Source organism: Terriglobia bacterium (genome assembly GCA_020072645.1).
Lineage (GTDB): Bacteria > Acidobacteriota > Terriglobia > Terriglobales > Acidobacteriaceae > Angelobacter.
The window spans coordinates 104,161-121,357 of record JAIQGK010000004.1; the positions used below are offsets into that span (position 1 = coordinate 104,161).

The 17,197-nt window shown below is 54.8% G+C and carries 14 protein-coding genes; 10 read left to right on the forward strand and 4 right to left on the reverse strand.

Translation table 11 applies throughout. The annotated features are described in order from the left end of the window. Positions 1-172: 172 nt before the first annotated feature. Complete coding sequence (locus tag LAO76_07440) at positions 173-2,728, forward strand: FecR domain-containing protein (GenBank protein MBZ5490749.1); 2,556 nt, start codon at positions 173-175, stop codon at positions 2,726-2,728. Between the two features lie 91 nt (positions 2,729-2,819). Here LAO76_07440 and LAO76_07445 read toward each other — a convergent pair whose 3' ends face one another. Further along, on the reverse strand, positions 2,820-3,905 hold the full coding sequence (locus LAO76_07445) for a hypothetical protein (GenBank protein MBZ5490750.1): 1,086 nt from the start codon (positions 3,903-3,905) through the stop codon (positions 2,820-2,822). 370 nt (positions 3,906-4,275) lie between these two features. Between LAO76_07445 and LAO76_07450 the strand changes: the two genes are divergently transcribed. Then, positions 4,276-5,910: a UbiD family decarboxylase gene (locus LAO76_07450; GenBank protein MBZ5490751.1), complete on the forward strand. Its 1,635-nt coding sequence runs from the start codon at positions 4,276-4,278 to the stop codon at positions 5,908-5,910. A gap of 84 nt (positions 5,911-5,994) precedes the next feature. On the opposite strand, the gene tnpA is transcribed toward LAO76_07450, so the two are convergent. Next, positions 5,995-6,438, reverse strand: a complete 444-nt coding sequence (gene tnpA, locus LAO76_07455; GenBank protein MBZ5490752.1) for an IS200/IS605 family transposase — start codon at positions 6,436-6,438, stop codon at positions 5,995-5,997. A 194-nt stretch (positions 6,439-6,632) separates the two neighbouring features. On the opposite strand from tnpA, the gene LAO76_07460 reads away from it, so the two are divergent. From LAO76_07460 to LAO76_07470, 3 genes are read left to right on the forward strand one after another with little or no spacing between them, the layout of a single operon-like run. Next, on the forward strand, positions 6,633-6,896 hold the full coding sequence (locus LAO76_07460) for a type II toxin-antitoxin system Phd/YefM family antitoxin (GenBank protein ID MBZ5490753.1): 264 nt from the start codon (positions 6,633-6,635) through the stop codon (positions 6,894-6,896). Beyond that, a complete protein-coding gene (locus LAO76_07465; protein ID MBZ5490754.1) occupies positions 6,893-7,318 on the forward strand; it encodes a type II toxin-antitoxin system VapC family toxin in 426 nt (141 codons plus the stop codon). Before LAO76_07460 ends, LAO76_07465 begins: the two co-directional genes overlap by 4 nt. 18 nt (positions 7,319-7,336) lie before the next feature. Next, complete coding sequence (locus LAO76_07470) at positions 7,337-7,819, forward strand: DinB family protein (GenBank protein MBZ5490755.1); 483 nt, start codon at positions 7,337-7,339, stop codon at positions 7,817-7,819. A 199-nt stretch (positions 7,820-8,018) separates the two neighbouring features. On the opposite strand, the gene LAO76_07475 is transcribed toward LAO76_07470, so the two are convergent. Further along, positions 8,019-8,489, reverse strand: a complete 471-nt coding sequence (locus LAO76_07475) for a DUF892 family protein (protein ID MBZ5490756.1) — start codon at positions 8,487-8,489, stop codon at positions 8,019-8,021. Between the two features lie 479 nt (positions 8,490-8,968). Between LAO76_07475 and LAO76_07480 the strand changes: the two genes are divergently transcribed. The 5 genes from LAO76_07480 (at position 8,969) to LAO76_07500 (ending at position 16,387) form a co-directional block, all read left to right on the forward strand. Next, positions 8,969-9,532, forward strand: coding sequence for a hypothetical protein (locus LAO76_07480; GenBank protein ID MBZ5490757.1), 564 nt, complete (start codon positions 8,969-8,971; stop codon positions 9,530-9,532). A gap of 292 nt (positions 9,533-9,824) precedes the next feature. Further along, positions 9,825-10,799, forward strand: a complete 975-nt coding sequence (locus LAO76_07485) for a hypothetical protein (GenBank protein MBZ5490758.1) — start codon at positions 9,825-9,827, stop codon at positions 10,797-10,799. Between the two features lie 467 nt (positions 10,800-11,266). Next, the gene (locus LAO76_07490; protein ID MBZ5490759.1) at positions 11,267-13,309 is read left to right on the forward strand and encodes a pyruvate kinase; all 2,043 of its coding nucleotides are present in this window, start codon (positions 11,267-11,269) and stop codon (positions 13,307-13,309) included. A 17-nt stretch (positions 13,310-13,326) separates the two neighbouring features. Next, positions 13,327-14,379 (forward strand): CHAD domain-containing protein, encoded by a 1,053-nt coding sequence (locus LAO76_07495; GenBank protein ID MBZ5490760.1) that lies wholly within the window; start codon positions 13,327-13,329, stop codon positions 14,377-14,379. Between the two features lie 241 nt (positions 14,380-14,620). Next, positions 14,621-16,387 (forward strand): hypothetical protein, encoded by a 1,767-nt coding sequence (locus LAO76_07500; GenBank protein MBZ5490761.1) that lies wholly within the window; start codon positions 14,621-14,623, stop codon positions 16,385-16,387. A 346-nt stretch (positions 16,388-16,733) separates the two neighbouring features. Here LAO76_07500 and LAO76_07505 read toward each other — a convergent pair whose 3' ends face one another. Further along, on the reverse strand, positions 16,734-17,036 hold the full coding sequence (locus LAO76_07505; GenBank protein ID MBZ5490762.1) for a hypothetical protein: 303 nt from the start codon (positions 17,034-17,036) through the stop codon (positions 16,734-16,736). Between the last annotated feature and the right edge of the window lie 161 nt (positions 17,037-17,197).

A 17,197-nucleotide genomic window follows, 5' to 3' on the forward strand; every position in this document is an offset into this window, starting at 1 on the left:
AAGAGCACTGAATCAGGCAGATACCTCTCCATCCGATTGGCACGGAACATGCAATCACCTTGTCAACGGTTGAATCAGTAGCTTTACAAGAGGGAAGTAAAAGGCGCGCCGAGCTGATCCCCGGCGCGCCGCTTAAAAAAGAGGTTAGCGCATTCGAGATTAAAGAGGACCCATGAAAACGGTGACCAGGTTAGCAATCATATTATTTGCGGTGACAGGATTAGCGCTGGGTGCGTGGGCGCAGGACCAGGGTTACGATAACGGGTCGAATGGCAATGCAGCGTCCACCAATGACGGACAGGAACCAGCGCTGGCGCAGAATTATCCGCAAGGACCGAATGGCGAGGCGGCGCCACGGAGTGAAGGGCCCGCGCCTGTAGTGGCCAGAATCAGTTTTATCCATGGCGATGTTTCAACGCAGCGCGGCGATAGCGGAGATTGGGGCAGCACGTCGATCAACGCGCCTGTGGTGCGCGGTGACCAGGTGGCTACCGGCGAGAATGCGCGCACAGAAGTTCAGCTTGACTATGCCAATATCCTGCGGCTGGCGGCGCATAGCCAGGCCAAGATTGCTGACCTGACGCCCCGGCGCATTCAAGTGCAAGTCGGGCAGGGATATGCAAGTTACACGATGCTGAAGGGCAGTGAGGCGGACGTGGAAATCGATTCGCCCAATGTGGCGGTGCGTCCGCTGCGGCCGGGGCGCTACCGCGTGCAGGTGGTTTCAGACTCGCAGACAGATGTGATCGTGCGCGAGGGCGAAGCGGAAATTACCACGCCGCAGGGCAGCACCCGGGTGAGGGAAGGCGAGATTATCACCATCCGCGGGACGGACCAGCCGGAATATAAAGTCAGCAGCGCGCCAGAGAAAGATGATTGGGACCGCTGGAATAGTGATCGCGACCACATCGTGCGGGACTCAGAGAGCGTCGGCCATACCAACCGCTATTACACCGGCGTGAATGATCTGGATGAACACGGCAGATGGATTTACGTTCCGGGATATGGCAACGTTTGGCAACCTTATCAGGAAGCAACATGGGCCCCGTATCAAACGGGAAGATGGGTCTGGGAGCCCTATTACGGCTGGACCTGGGTGTCTTATGAGCCGTGGGGATGGGCACCATATCACTATGGGCGGTGGTTTTATTACGGGAATAATTGGTGCTGGTGGCCTGGGCCTCTTTATGTCGGCTACCGGCCGCTGTGGTCTCCGGCATTCGTCTTCTTTGTCGGCTTCGGACATCATTCCGGCTTCGGCTTTGGCTCAATCGGATGGTTCCCCGTAGGCCCTCATGATCCGTTTTATCCGTGGTACGGACGCGGCTTCAATCGCGTAAACGTAGTCAACATTACCGTGATCAATAACTTCCACGGCCATGGCGGCTATATTGCTCCGCTCGCCGTGCGCGGACGTCAGCCCTATTACTCAAACGCGCGTCTGGCGTTGACCAACCCGCGTGTGCGCGGCTCGATCACCAGTGTGTCAGCCGAAAACTTTGGTCGCGGCGGCCATGAAGGCTGGCGTCACGGCGTGGAAGAGCGTGAGCTGCGCGAATCCCGTGTGATGACGGCGAACCTGCCGGTTGTTCCTTCGCGGGAAAGCCTGCATGCCGGTAACGGCAATGCTGGCGCGCCCGCGGGCATACAGACGCGCAACAGCGATCGCTTCTTTACCAAACACGCGCCTCCTGCGGCAAGGCAGGAATCATTCCATGACCAGATGCAGCGCGTGCAGCGTGTTGTGGGGCCGGAAGCTGCCGGTGCTTCCCATGGCAGCTCCAGCGGCGCGACAAACGGCGCTCAGAACACCAGCGCTGGGCAGCACTCGTTCAATGAGAGAGGCCGCATTGAGTCAGGCATGAACAACGCGCATGCGCCGAACGGCGGATCTACCGCTGCTGGTTCGCCAGGCAACACGGCGCAGGACCATTCCCGCGGCGATCATAGCGGCTGGAACAAGTTTGGTTCCCCCGCCACTCATTCTGGTGGCGACGTGGGAAACGGTCGCTCTGAATCGTCGGGAAATCCGAGAAACTCCTCCGGCGGAGTGAGCGATCATCAAGTGAATGGTCGCCAGATCAACGACCGCCAGATCAACGACCGCCAGATCAACGACCATCAAATAAACGACCGTCAAATGAGAGATCATCAGATTAATTCCGGGATGTCGCAATCTTCTGATCGCAACGCGGGACAGACTTCGCATACGCCGGAAAGCGGTGGCTGGCAGAAATTTCCGTCCAGCGCCGACCGCAGTTCGGGCCCAGGTCGCGGTCCAGGCCAGGACCACAGTCCAGCCATTGATCACGGTTCAGGCCCTGGTATTTCCGCTGCAGACCGCGTTGATCATACGGCGCAGGGCAACTCTGGCGGCAACAGCCGGCCTCCGCTCGATCTGCATCGGCCCATCGTTACGCCCAGAGAACAGCCGGGCAATTCATCGCCCGCGCAACGGGGGAGCGAGCCCAGATACAATCCGCCGGCCCAACACAATGAGCCTCGCTACAATCCGCCTGCGCCACGCAGTGAATCTCGTGGCTCATACTCAGGAGCGGGCTCGGGATCGCACAACAGTGGCGGTGGCTCATACTCACGCAACAGCAGCGGTGGATACTCATCGCACAGCAGCGGCGGCGGATCATCATCCCATGGCGGCGGTGGAGGTTCGTCGCATGGTGGCGGAGGCGGCCATAGCGATTCGAAATCGTCTTCCGGCCATCGCTAAGCGGCGGAAAGTTTGGTCGAAGAAAACAGAGAGCGACGGACAACCAACCGTCGCTCTTCTCTGCGTTTAGAGATAAAACGTGAACCCGCTGCTACCAGACGCCTTTATCGCTGCCGGTAATTTTGAACGCTACAGCCGCTGCGGAAGCTAGCGGCGGCAAAAGGCTCAGGCGAAATGTGGCCGGAACATTGCCGCTGAAAGCCGCCTGGGTAATTTGTTTTGTGTAAAGCCGCGCTCCGTACGGCATGATGGGCACGCGCAAGAAGCGGGCGCGGGTGTAAATCTTGTCGCCATTTATGGTGGCGGCGGTAATCACTTCAGCCGGCAACTCCAGCGGCGTGCCGCGATAGCGCTGCACGTAGTCGGAAACAATCTTCAGGAAGCTGGCAACGCCCGGCCAGATGCCCGCCACAGTCGCAGCATTGCGCAGTTCGCGGAAATCGACTTTGCCAGATTCAATAATGGCCGTCGCGTTCAGAATGTCACAAACCCTGAAGTAAAAGTGCCGATACATGCGCTGCAACGTGGCCGCAAAGATCCGCTCTTCCGGCGCGGGAACATAAAACGCGTTTCCGTTCAGCCGTATCGTTACCCGACGGTCAATGCATCGCTTGGCCAATCCAATGTGTTCGCCGGTCTGGCCCAGGCGGCCAACATGCGTTTCAATCGACTCAGGCAATCCAGGAATGGAAAAGTTCCATTTGCATGCCAGCCGGTCGCCCCAGCTGCGCGCTTCCACCTTGCCCCCAAAACGCCTGGTGAACACATTCACAATTTTTGCCTTTGATCCGGTTGAAACCAGGTCAAGGTCGTTACCCAGATCAGGCCAGTGGTCCAGCGTCTTCATTACCACCGTGGGGCAGCCTTCTTCTTCCAGCGCATTACATACCGCTTCCAGATGGTTCAACGCATTGGAGATACGTGCGCGCTCTTTTGCCAGCGTTTCTACCGCCCAGGCTTGGATGTCGGCATTTCCGCGATTACCGGCTACGCGGTTCAATACCTCAAACGCTCGGATCACCACGTGGTTGGAATCCGCCAGCTCCACAAAATCCTGCCTCTGGCCCGGCGTAAGCGAGCTAAGCATGGGAATAAGGTCAGAGGCGGAAGCGGGCCGCAAAGTTAATTTTAAGAATGCATCAATATATTGGCTTTCGTTCTTGATTGCTGTGGCCATGGAACCGGGGACTCCTGGGATGATTGCTTAAAAGCTGGTTTGCTCAAAAGTTGGGCGTTTCAAAAACTGGTTTACTCGAAGATTAGGATGTGGGCTGCTGCTTTCAGGTTGTCGGCGCGTTCAGCAACCTGTTTTTACCGCAAAGGGCGCTAAGAGCGCAAAGGGGAGTTGAGCAATTTGTTTGTCGTCTGAAAAGGCCGTTCGTTCTTGTTCTGGAAATTGGCGTGCTTCAGACACTTAAAACTTGTTTCCTTTCTTTGCGTCCTTCGCGCCCTTTGCGGTGAAATCGGGTTGGCTGACTGCTGATTGCTGAGTTGCTTCCTTATATAATCGCCAGTCACGCAAAGCTATACACGCCCAGGAGTTCCGATTGGCATTTGACGACTTAAGACAATGGATTGCCGCGCTCGACAAGGCCGGCGAACTGAAGAGAATACGCACGGAAGTCGATCCCATCCTGGAGATCACTGAGATTGCCGACCGCGTGTCTAAAGGCGCGGTCAAAAAGTATGGCCGCCCCGGCGGCCCGGCGTTGCTGTTTGAAAACGTGAAAGGCGCTAACGGCGTTCCCGTACTCATCAACCAGTTTGGCTCAGAGCGGCGCATGCAGATGGCGCTGGGGGTGGACAGCCTGGACGAAATCGCCGAGCGCATCCGCCAGCTGCTCAATATGAAGTCGCCAGAAGGCTTTCTGGAAAAGCTGAAGATGCTGCCCATGCTCGCCGATATGGGCAAGTTCTTTCCCAAGATAGTGCCCACAGGGCCCTGCAAAGAGGTCATTAAGAAAGAGAATTTTTCTTTGCTCGATTTTCCTGTCCTGCAATGCTGGCCTCAGGATGGCGGCCGCTTCATCACGTTGCCCTGCGTCATCACCCGCGATCCCAAAACAGGGAAGCGCAACACCGGCATGTACCGCATCCAGATTTATGATGCCACCACCGCTGGCATGCACTGGCAACGGCAGAAAGTCGCTGCTGAGCATTACCGCGATCTGTTGCGCCAGGGACAATCACAATTAAATAAAGACCATGGAGCGCAGGCGCCCTCGCCTGCGAGCAAAGCTCATGTGGCACAGGCACTCTTGCCTGTGCAGCAGCGCCGCGCTGGAGTAGATATCATGGCACGCTCCGGCGGTGGGTCAATGCTTGCCGCTGGTGATCGTCCCAGCGGGACCATGGAAGTCGCAGTAGCCATTGGGACCGAACCCGCGTTAACTTTTTCCGCCATTGTTCCTGCGCCCCCGGAGATTGAAGAATTCATCATCGCTGGATTCCTGCGTCAAAAGCCGGTCGAGCTGGTGAAGTGCGAAACCGTTGACCTGGAAGTTCCAGCTTCGGCGGAAATTGTTCTTGAAGGTTACGTCAAGCTTGACGAGTTGCGCACAGAAGGCCCGTTCGGCGACCACACCGGATTCTACTCACTGGAAGATGAGTACCCGGTCTTCCACGTCACCTGTATCACGCACCGCAAGAACCCTATTTACGCCACCACCATCGTGGGCAAGCCGCCCATGGAAGACGCATGGATGGGCAAAGCCGTGGAGCGCATCTTCCTTCCGCTGATGCGTCTCACGCTGCCGGAAATCGTGGACGTGAATCTGCCAGTTGAAGGCGTATTTCACAACCTGATGATCGTTTCCATCCGCAAGTCGTATCCAGGACACGCGCGTAAAGTCATGAGCGGCATCTGGGCGCTGGGCCAGGCCATGTTTACCAAGTGCATTGTCGTAGTCGATGAAGACGTGAATGTGCAGGATATCGGCGAAGTGGTGTTGAAGGTTTTCAACAATATCGATCCTGAGCGCGATATCCAGTTCACACTCGGCCCTGTGGACTCGCTCGACCATGCTTCTCGCCTGCCGAATTTCGGGTCCAAAATGGGTATCGACGCTACGCGCAAATGGCCGACTGAAGGCTTCACACGCCCATGGCCAGATGAAATCCTGATGGATGAGAAGACTAAAGCGCAGGTGGATAAGAAGTGGAAAGACTTGGGGATCGAGTAATCCCATTCGCCGCAGATTTGCGCTGATGAGCGCAGATCAAGCAAATTGGGCGCGTTGATTCGCGGCAAAAAGTTTCTGATCTTCTCATCCAAAAACATCTTGCGGATCGTAAGGAATCCCATTCTCTTTCAAAAACGTGAGGAATTCTTCTTCATAAGTCGTCGTTGCATGATATTGCTCCTGATGTTGGATGTACTTCACCACACTTCCAACGTGGGCTTTGCTGATGCTGCATGCGCCGTAGCCTTCCTGCCAGGAAAAATTGTCTACTTGGCGATTCATCCACTCAGATGATTCCACCTGTATTTTGAGCACCATTTCCTCCATGGAAAGCGTGGGCGGAGGCTCAACCAGAAGATGGACATGGTTTGTTGTGCCTCCAATCGCATGCACGCCTATCTTGTCCTGCTTGCATATGCTTTCCATGTGAGTCCATAAGCGTTCTTTCATATCATTGGGGATCGTCGGGTGACGACCCTTGGTGCTGAACAAAACATGATTAAAGACTTCATGGCGGATACGCGGCAAAGATCCCCCTTAAGCACTTATGCAGATCGGGCCCCGTCATTCTATCTATACTTGGCGTTCTCTCGTTTGAAAAAGGATTATGGTCGTACAGGCATGGACGAACTGTTGATGTGGATTGGCAGTCTTTTATGATATGCTTGACTAGTCAGACTGGTCAGAATATGAAAAAGAAACAGAAATCCCGAGCCATTTCTATGGGTGATAGAAACTGGCAACTGCAGACAGCCAAGGCCCGGTTCAGCGAGCTTTTCCGAAAAGCGCGGGCGGAGGGCCCGCAATGGGTTACCAGGCAGGGCAAAGATGCGGTTGTAGTTGTGGCAGCTGAAGAATTTCAACGCCTGAGATCTCGGTCCAGACAGCCAGAAAGCCTGGTCGAGTTTTTTGCTAAGTCCCCTCTGGCAGGGGCAAATCTGGAGCTTGATCGGCCGCGCGATTATGGCAGGGAAATCAACCTGTGAGCGGGTATCTTCTTGACACGAATGTAATTTCCGAGCTGACCAAGGTCCGGCCAGAAGCAAAGGTTATTTCATGGATACAGGCTTCGAGCGAGGAATTGCTCCATTTAAGCGTGCTGACCATCGGAGAAATCCGCAAAGGCATTGACTCACTTCCGCGCAGCAACAAACGTGCTCTGCTTGAAAGTTGGCTGGCCAATGATCTGGTATTGCGTTTTGCAGGACGGATTCTTGATGTGAGTCTGGATATTGCCGAACGTTGGGGGCTGATCTCAGCTCAAGCCAAGACAGCCGGAGCGCCGCTTGCGGTCGTCGATGGCTTAATGGCTGCAACAGCGCTGCACTACAACCTGACTCTTGTTACTCGGAACACAAAGGATGTCCAGGTTGCCGGAATCAATACATTGAATCCCTGGCAACTGTAATCTATAAAGGCGTGGCCTATGAACCCTTTTCCTCCCATCGCCTCTGACCTTGGCCGCACAGTGGCCCAGGCCAAACCGCTGCTGCTGAAACTTGATAACGCCGATACATCCACTCGTCCTGCTGAAGGGAAGTGGGCCAAAAAAGAGATCCTCGGCCATTTGCTGGATTCCGCGTCCAACAACCATCAGCGTTTCGTCCGCGCCGCTCAGCAAGGCGGCCTTACGTTCCCCGGTTACGATCAAAACGCGCTGGTGGACTTGCAGAATTTTGCCGAGGTCGACTGGAACTTCCTGGTCGATTTCTGGGCCGCATACAATCGTTTTCTTGCCCATGTGATTGGCCAGCTTTCGGAAGAAGCCGCAACGGTAACATGCAACATCGGCAACAACTCGCCGGCCACACTGGGCTGGATCGCCGAAGACTACGTCGCGCACTTGAAGCACCACTTGAACCAGATACTGGGTCCGACGTTTGAGACCAAGTGGCAGATGCATCCTTGATCCGGGATAGAGTTGACATCCGGTAACATCACGCTCAGCTAGCGCGGGCTTGGCTGCTTGCTGCTCTTAATCGGCTCCAATGAAGACGGCGGGCGATCCGTGGCGATTGCGCCACAATTTAAAGAGCCGCACCGTAGGTCCGGTAGCTTGCCGGAGCCACGGGCGGCTCAACTTTTAGCTGATTCAATACCGTACCTGCTTAGGCAGCTTTCCGCTCCGCCAGTTTGGTCTCGATCAGGTTTCTGACTAAACGTCTCGTGCGCTCCACGAAAGCAACGTAATCGGCCAGGACGCTCTCCAGCAGTACACCTACTGCAAAGTGGCCTGTCACGTCAGCAGCCGTGGTAAGGGCCACAAGCTCACCGATGCGCAGGTGAACAAGATGGCTGATTTTCGAAAGGATGAACAGGTGCTTCGCCACGGGGGACTGCATTTCGGACAGTTCCTCGAGGAAATTCTCAACAAACGTCTCCTGCAGACGCCCGCTGAGTTTCATCGGCTGCTCGCCGATCAGTTTAAAGCACTGGTCCAGCGATGCGAGCATGTTGCCTGACACGAAGACCCTTGCTTCCAGGGCTTCTTTTACGTCCGTATCCTGCACCAGCGGAATGATCTCATTGAAAAATTTGATCGAGCGCTCGGTGCTGCGGCGCACGTCGCTGAGCAGCATGACAAAGACTTCCTTTGGATTCTTGAATGGCATGGTTCTACTCCTTATTTTTTTATTTTTTATCTCAATCGTTGGCGATGCGATTGCGGTCGCACCGAATGGAGTCGACTCATTTTGCGTTCGTTTACATTTTGCGGCGAACGCCCTGCCGGTGTACTGCCGGCAAGTCCACATTAAAGACCGCGTACGTCACACGGAACTGTCAATATTGACAGTCGAAAGTTTTGCAAGGTGTGATCGTCCATGCGCAGTCTCAAGAGTGATGTTTCATGGATAGACACCGACCCCCCGCTCTCTGCAAGTCAATCAGGAAATGCTGATCTCTATGACTTTTGACAGTTTCAGAGAACGCTCTCACCTTCTACCTTGGAAGTGACGGAAGCTGAAGGCCGCGTGCGTTTGCCCCGTCAAGAAGAAAATCAACCTTGCCGCGGATAAAGCCAAGAGCATGAGACAGGGTGATTAGGAAGGAAGAAATAATGAGGCACTCTATTCAGCAATTTTTTATGGTTTCCGCCGCGCTTGTATTTTTCCTCGTGTTCATAAGCTCGCCTGGACAGGCGCAGCGCGAACAATTTCAGGCACAGGCATTCGGAGAAGGACAGCAAATGGGACAGACTTTTGGCGTGACGATCACGATCAATGAGCTTTCCACACCTGAAGACCAAAAGGTCCTGATAGACGCATTCGCATCGCACGGAATGAACGGTCTTACTAATGCAATCAGCAAAATGTCTTCCAAGGGTCGGATCCGCATGACCGGGACATTGGGCTATGACGTCAACTATATTCGGATCTTTCAGACGCCGACCGGACGCAAGATTCGCCTGGTCACTGACCGGCCCATCACGTTTGGCGAAGCCTGGGGTGATCGCCGCTCAGAGGACTATAGTCTGTCCGCAATCGAGCTTGATCTCGGCGCTAATGGCAAGGGTACAGGTACATTGCTTCCAGCGTGCCAGTTTAAGATCAACAAACAGAATGAGCTTGAAATTGAGGCGCTCCGGAATCCGTGGCGGCTCAGTGATGTGTTTAAGTGGTAGTGAGAACGCATTGAATGTCAGCCGGCAGGGGCCATATCCGCAAAGGGGACAAGACGAGCAGGCAATCTGTTGGGGCGTTGGCTCTGGTTGCTTTGTTTGTTTCTGTTTGCGTTTGTTGCTTTGCACCGCAACAGGTCACCGTGGATTCCCTGCCGGGCACTGACTTGGCCAGCTTCAAGGCATAACCCGGATTTCTACTGCCCCTGTCAAATATGTCAGTTCCGCTCCTGGCGTATCGTCAGTACCCTTAGTCGTTGATTAAGGGGCCCGGCAAAATCAAAGGGGGCGTCTCTTGAAACCGCGCTGGCTTTTCTTGAACCTGCTCATCTGGTCGCTTGGCGTCGCGGCGACCGGGCAGAGCTCAGGTATTCCGGGGGGCGATCCCACAGTGACTGCCCCGGAATGGACATTGTATGTGCCTGGCGATGTGCCTCAGCCCAATCGACAGCCATTCTTGCTGGTTTCAAATCCAGAAGGCGGGAGCTCCTTACTGGCGTTAGCCGGAGCAGGGAATCTGAACGTCTCGTCCGTCCCACCTTCGCCAATAATGGCAGTTGCCAGTGCAATCGAGACGCCGTGCGACAGGCCGGCTGAACTGTTCGACGCAAGCGAATATGACGGCCCGCTCAAGAGAATTGCCGCGTGGTTTGCGCGCAACCCGGAGATGACGACTGTTCCGGCCCGGCGAAAGAAAGGGCAGAAGATCTGCGGTCTGAATGCCGGTCAGAAGTTTGATATGTTCGTGGAGACCAGCATCGACCCCGTGACCTTTATAGGAGCGGCGGCCAGCGCAGGATTCTCGCAATGGCAAAATGACGATAGCAAATGGGGCCAGGGAGCGGTGGCCTATGGCAGGCGTTATGGCGCGGCCTTGATAGATACGGAGGCGTCCAACTTTTTTGGTCAATTCTTCTATCCGGTCATCTTCCGGCAAGATCCGCGTTACTATCGCAAAGGAAATGGATCCACGCGGGGACGCATGTGGTATGCCGTATCCCATACTGTCATAGCGCGGAGCGATTCCGGCAACAAGATGCCGAATTATTCATTGTGGGCCACAACCGCCAGCACCGTGGCCCTTTCCAACCTGTATCATCCGGGAAATGATCAGGGATTTCCGCCGGCAGCAACGCGTGTGGGCATTAGCATCGCCGGCAGCATGGGCTATGATCTGCTGCGTGAGTTCTGGCCTGAAGTGGTGCGCAAACTAAGACTGCCATTCCGCGAGCGCAGTGTGATTTCAGCAGCGCCGGACGCAAAACCTTAGCAGGGCAAACGAACCGGACTAAGATCGAACTCCGCCGGTGGATTTCCAAGCATCGCATTAATTCACAATCTTCCAATCAGTGCCATGAGCATTCGCACTGCTCCTTTTCTCAGACGAGGCGCAAGCAAAAACGTGTAATGACCAAAGACACACTTTCACAGATCAGAGTATGCCTGCGCAGAAGCAGTTCCGCCTGGCGAACGCGCGCAGGAAGCAATAGGGTGCGGGTCGCCGCCGAATGAAGCAAGAAGAACTCAGAATGTTCTTGCTTCTCCCTGTATAGATTGACAGTTATCCCGCATGGAAAGGCCACCTAGACTGCCATTAGGTAGTCCTCAGGTGTGTTTATTGGAGGGGCAAGGGCGTTTGAGCAAATTTGGTGAGCTACGTCACAGCCGGAAAGTCTCTGGTAGATGAGAATGAGTTTATAAGGAGCAAGTACTTTGTTTGGATGAGGTTACAAGAATATGGGCAGCCGGTCTACTTTACGGGTGTGGAACAAGACTGAAGTCAGGGACGCCATGGAGGCCTTGGCCGATCTCCGTGCAGATATGGTTCGGCTGGAAAGCCGTTTCTCGCGGGTCATCCGGGAGCTGCGTTCCGATCAGCGAAGCAGCGCTACAAACCTGGTCCACTACCTTGCCCTGCGCGGGCACGACTTGCGCAAATTGCAAAAGAGGCTGGCTGAGATTGGCGTTTCATCGCTTGGCCGCTCTGAAGGACATATTCTGGATGACGTAGATCGTGTGCTGGAAATTCTTCGCCGCCTCCACCATGCCGCACCCGGCGCTCCAAGCTACCGAAAATCGGGAGAGAAGTGCACGCCGGTGCTGAAAGCGCGTACAGAAGCACTGTTGGGGCCAACACCAGTGGGGCGGAATGTCAGGATTTTGGTGACCGCGCCGTCTGAAGCCGCGACAAACTATGAACTGATCCATCGATTGTTGCAAAACGGCATGAATTGCCTGCGAATCAATTGTGCTTATGACACTCCTGAAGCGTGGGGCCGCATGATCGCCAATTTGCATCAGGCGCAGGAGGAATTGGACAAGCCATGCAATCTGCTGATGGATATTGCAGGCCCTAAATTGCGTATTGGACCCATAGAGCCAGGGCCGCGCGTGATGAAGGTGCGCCCACGGCGCGACGTGTTCGGCCGAATCGAGAGCCCCGCCCGCTTGTGGCTAACTCCAAATGAGAATCGAGCGCGGCCGCCGGCAGGCGCCGACGGCTGCCTTAATCTCGACCCGAACTGGCTTGCATCCTGCGCACCCGGCGATTCTATTCATTTCAAAGATGCCAGAGGCTCGGGCCGCACGATGAGCATTGTGGCCGCTGAAGGCGCCAACCGTTGGGCGGAGCTGAGCAAGACCGCTTACATCACGCCAGAGACTGATCTGCATCTGCAGCGTCGTGGTGAAGGGCATCTGCACGATGCCAACGTGGACCATGTCCCCGCAACCCGGCCGCTGGATATTCCAGCACACGTACAATGCCTGGTTCTACGCGTGGGTGACACATTGATTTTGACGAGGACTTTTGCTCCTGGCCATCCGGCAATCTACGATGAGCAAGGGCGCTTACTCTCTCCCGCCACAGTTTCCCTGACCTTACCGGAAATATTCGACCAGGTAAAACCGGGCGAGCCGATCTGGTTCGACGATGGAAAAATCGGCGGCGCCATACGGACCGTCGATTTCGACGCCATCTCGGTTGAAATCACGCATGCTTCTCCAGAGGGCAGCAAACTTGAAGCGGACAAAGGCATCAATGCGCCGGAAAGCGAGTTGCGCCTGCCTCCGCTCACCAGCAATGATCAGCGCGCGCTGGAGTTTATAGCGAAACATGCCGATATGGTCGGATATTCCTTTGTGCGCGATGCCCACGGAATCCGCGAATTGCAGCGCCGGCTCGCCGATCTTGGCGGTGAACATGTGGGCATTATTTTGAAAATCGAGACCAGAAAAGCCTTTGAATCGCTGCCGGACCTTTTGTTGGCCGCGATGCACGGCGCTTCAGTGGGCGTGATGATTGCGCGGGGCGATCTCGCGATAGAGTGCGGCTTTGAGCGCCTTGCCGAGGTGCAGGAAGAGATCCTGTGGTTTGCCGAAGCCGCGCACGTTCCGGTGATCTGGGCCACACAGGTGCTGGAACGGCTGGCCAAAGATGGCATTCCTTCCCGCGCGGAGATAACCGATGCAGCCATGGCAAGCCGCGCAGAATGCGTGATGCTGAATAAAGGACCCTATATTGTGGACGCGTTGCGCAGCCTGGATGACATACTCCGCCGGATGGAGACGCATCAAGCCAAAAAAAGTTCCATGATGCGAAGCCTCAAGATAGCTTCCAACTATCGCGCAATGCCGCATGCATCAATTTCGGTCATCAATGTGCCTGCGACCAGGACAAAGAAACCTCGGTCTCTTAACAAAGTACGGACCGCGCGTGCGGCCAAAAGGGACATAAAGACGCCCTCTATTCATAAAAAAGGAGGCTCCGAGGCCGCTTGAGCAATGGAGTTTTAACCATGATCAATTCCATCATCAATATCGACAACAATAAGCAGTTCGCCGTTCCTCTGCCAAAGGTGCGACCCAATGAGCCGGCGCAGGACCACGTTGAAACCCAGCCATCCTGGGCGTGGGCAAAAGTCCGTAAAATCGCATTGCGGCAAATGGACAAATTCATCGACCTGCTTCCACCGGTGCTGCGCCATGAAGATCTCACGGCTGTGAATGAAATGCGGGTCTCATGCCGGCGGCTGGAGGAGATATTAGATCTCATTTATGGCAAGCCGCGCCCCGGTCACATTAAGAAGCTACGCCGGCGGCTGCAATTGTGCCGTCGCACACTGGGAGAGCTGCGCAATTGTGATGCTCTGCTGGACGTGGCGGACAATGCCGTCGCAACCAGGCGGACGGAAGCCGATGCCTGGAAAGCACTGAGCGAGTACCTGAGGCCCTTGCGCGCGCGGACGGCCGTGGTAACTCTGGAAAAGCTGGGACGCCTGAATTTGGCGACGCCCTATCTACATATCAAGCGCGATTTCGACTTGAGTAACGAACGGCGAGTCAACCACGGGATCACCAGAGAACGCAGTCAGGCAGAAACGGCGATCGTCTACCAGCGTATCGTAAACTCCCTGGCAAGCCGGTGGCGGGAATTTGCGGTTGCGGTGGAGAGGTCACACGACGATCCCTGTGAACACGTTATTCACCGCATGCGGATTGCGGCCAAGAGGTTGCGCTATCTGACTGAGGTAATGGCCAAACTGCATATTGCCGGAAGCACTGAGACCTTGAACTGGCTGAAGTCGTTACAGGGAACCATTGGAGTCTGGCACGACCTTGAGATTATGGAGAGAATGCTGCGTGAGATTGTGGCACATCGCAAATCGTTTAAGGTGGAGCATCTGACCGCGGAGCACATCACAAGACTCATCCATCACAACAGCCTGACCAAGAAAAAATCGGCGCAGATGTTCTTTCAGATGACGCGCAAATCAGACCATTACCTACAGGTAAAACACTGGGTTTCCCAGGTGCTGGCGGCGCACGGAGGGAAAAATAATCATCAGTAGCCTTTCCAGAGTTGGCACAGGGCAATCCAAGGCTCCGGGCGGGAGATTGGAACCTTGTGCCAACATGTTATTTAAAACCATTCTTCATTCAACTTTTCATGTGCCTCTATTCATAGCTAGGCTATAATTCGGCCTCCACCAGCAACCAGGTTGAATCATCGGCATAGAGTCAAATGCTGATGCCGATTTGCCTGGAACCCGAGTTAAAGCAATACTGCGCATGCGGTAAGAAAGAGACAGCATGAAGAGCAAACTCATTCGCGGGGCATTGATCGTACTAGTCATCGGGGGATACTTCCTCTATCACGAGTGGAGCAAGCTTAGAGTGGTTGTTCCGGAGTACGCAGCTCCGCCGGAGCAAAAGGTCCAACTGGATCAACACTGGACTGACGAGCAGCGCCACCGCTTTCACTACACTGCGCAAGGAACGCGTCTTTTACCCTACGAATGGTTTATGGCGCTCGAGCAGCCTTGCTTCTCCATCGCCGAGTGCAAGCCATTTCACGAGAAAACCTATCTTGCGCGCTTTGGATTTCTGGAGGGTGATGAGGACGCTCAACTCAATCCCGATGGCCTGCCTGTGGGCTTCGCTAAACAAGATGATTTTTATGATCCCGAATCAAAGGGAACATCCAAAGTTGTGGGACTGACATGCGCAGCGTGCCATACGGGAGAGTTGTATTTCGATAAGTACGCGGTCCGGGTAGAGGGCGCGCCGGCGATGATTGAAGTTTTTCAATTTCAAAAGGCGCTCGGAGTAGCGCTCATTCTGACCGACAAGATGCCTTTCCGCTACAAACGCTTTGAGCGGAACGTGCTGGGTCCCACTGCAACCGAGGATGACAAGAAGAAACTAAAAATCGCACTGGATTCATTCATCTCAAGGGCGATGTTTGAGAAGAGCGCCACCGACCAGGAAAAAATTTACACGAATCTGGCGGGTTTTGGCCGTACAGATGCCCTTACCCGCATTGGCAACCAGGTTTTCGCCGTCGACATGCGAAACAACGCTAACTTTGCGCCGGCGAACGCGCCTGTCCGTTACCCACAGGTCTGGGACGCCTCATGGTTTACCTGGGTCCAATACAACTCGTCGATTGCTGATCCATTGGTCCGCAACATTGGTGAAGCGCTGGGCGTGAGAGCGTCAGCAAAACTCTACGGCGACGATGCCAAGGAATTGGGCAACAGCGTCCATATTGAAGGGCTGAAAACAATTGAGGACCTGCTGGCGGGAAGCGAGCCTTATCAAGGTTTGTCATCACCTAAATGGCCCGCGGTTTTTCCCCCGCTGGCGCAGGACAAAGTAACCAGAGGAGCGGCGCTTTATAAACAACATTGCGAAGGCTGCCACCAACCTCCGCCTGTTGAATTGCAGGAAGACCTGAAATCAGCCCAGCCAAAGTATTGGTGGAAGAACGCGCAGGGAAAACAATTTTTCAAAGTTAAAGATGTGAAGCAGGAGTATGTGGGGACTGATCCGCATGAAGCGGTCGATTTCCTGAATCGCACAGCCGACAGCGGTGATCTGGGGAAGGGACGCGTCTCAGCCGAAGAAGGGTTAAAGCTGGTAACGATTGGAATGGCTGGGAAGTTTTTTGACAGCAAAGGACTCACTCCCCAGCAACGGATTGAATGGAGTGGATTCCGTGACCCTACCGATCCGGTGATTCGTGCCGAGGCCATCTACAAGGCCCGTCCGTTGAATGGGATATGGGCTGTAGGTTTATACTTGCATAACGGATCAGTGCCAAGCTTATACGCACTGCTCTCACCGCAGAGCGAGAGGCCAGACAAATTCTGGCTGGGTAGCAAACAGTATGACCCCGTCAAGGTCGGCTACGATACTTCAGAGTTAAAGGGCGGCTACCTCTTTGATACCGCGAATCCGGGCAACAGCAATCACGGTCATGAATTCAAAGACGGTCCCAGAGGGAATGGAGTGATTGGGCCGGCGCTCTCGCCTGACGATCGCTGGGCGATTATTGAGTACCTGAAATCGCTCTAGCACATTGCGGCTTGTGTCCCGCGCCGCAAGCGCATAAGAACAACTGTTGCCCGGGAACATAGTTGTCCTGCAACAAAGCAACATGGCGGCTGGAACGCTGCATCCTACTTTTTAATGAAATTGGCAGCAAGGCCTGGCAGTCATTACTCGACCTGAACACTGGGAACTTGCAGCAAAACATCTTTGGGGCCTGAGCCGCGCCGATCTGGCAGCGTTGGCGGCCTCACCAACAGAGATTTTGCATCCCACAGACGATTTTAGAAAGAGCCGGCGTTTCGAGCCGGAGCAGCCGCAAAGTCCGGCAGTCCGGGCAAAGGCCGCTTCGCGCTGACCTGCGAAAAGTGCCTTACGCCACCGTATTCAAAGAGCAGCAGTGCGAGAGCTTGCTTTCCAGAGGTACCCAGAAGCTCTGCCATTCGCGGCTGCGTTCCGTGGCGACCATCAGCATGAGCGTTCCTTCGTCCTCTGGAACGTCTTCTACACGGTAAACAATGGGAAAGGCGAATTGATTGATCAGGCCCTCTGGACCGTAATGGACAACCGTGACGGTGTCCTCGCCGGCCAGGAGCCGATAGGCGGTGTTGGGTCTTGCTTCTGCCTGCAAAACCTCATGCAGCGTGCTCATGCTTACCATGTAACAGAGTTCCATATGGCGGAAATCCTCCTCCTGGCTGGACAATAGCTGCCCGCCCCCGAAAGCCCATTTGTAAAACCTTCTGCTGCTTAGTGCTCTGAGTGCTTCATCCGTTTCAGAGCAACTTCATCCGTTACCCATGGTTTTAAAAGCGCGAGATTACGGTTTCATTGGAC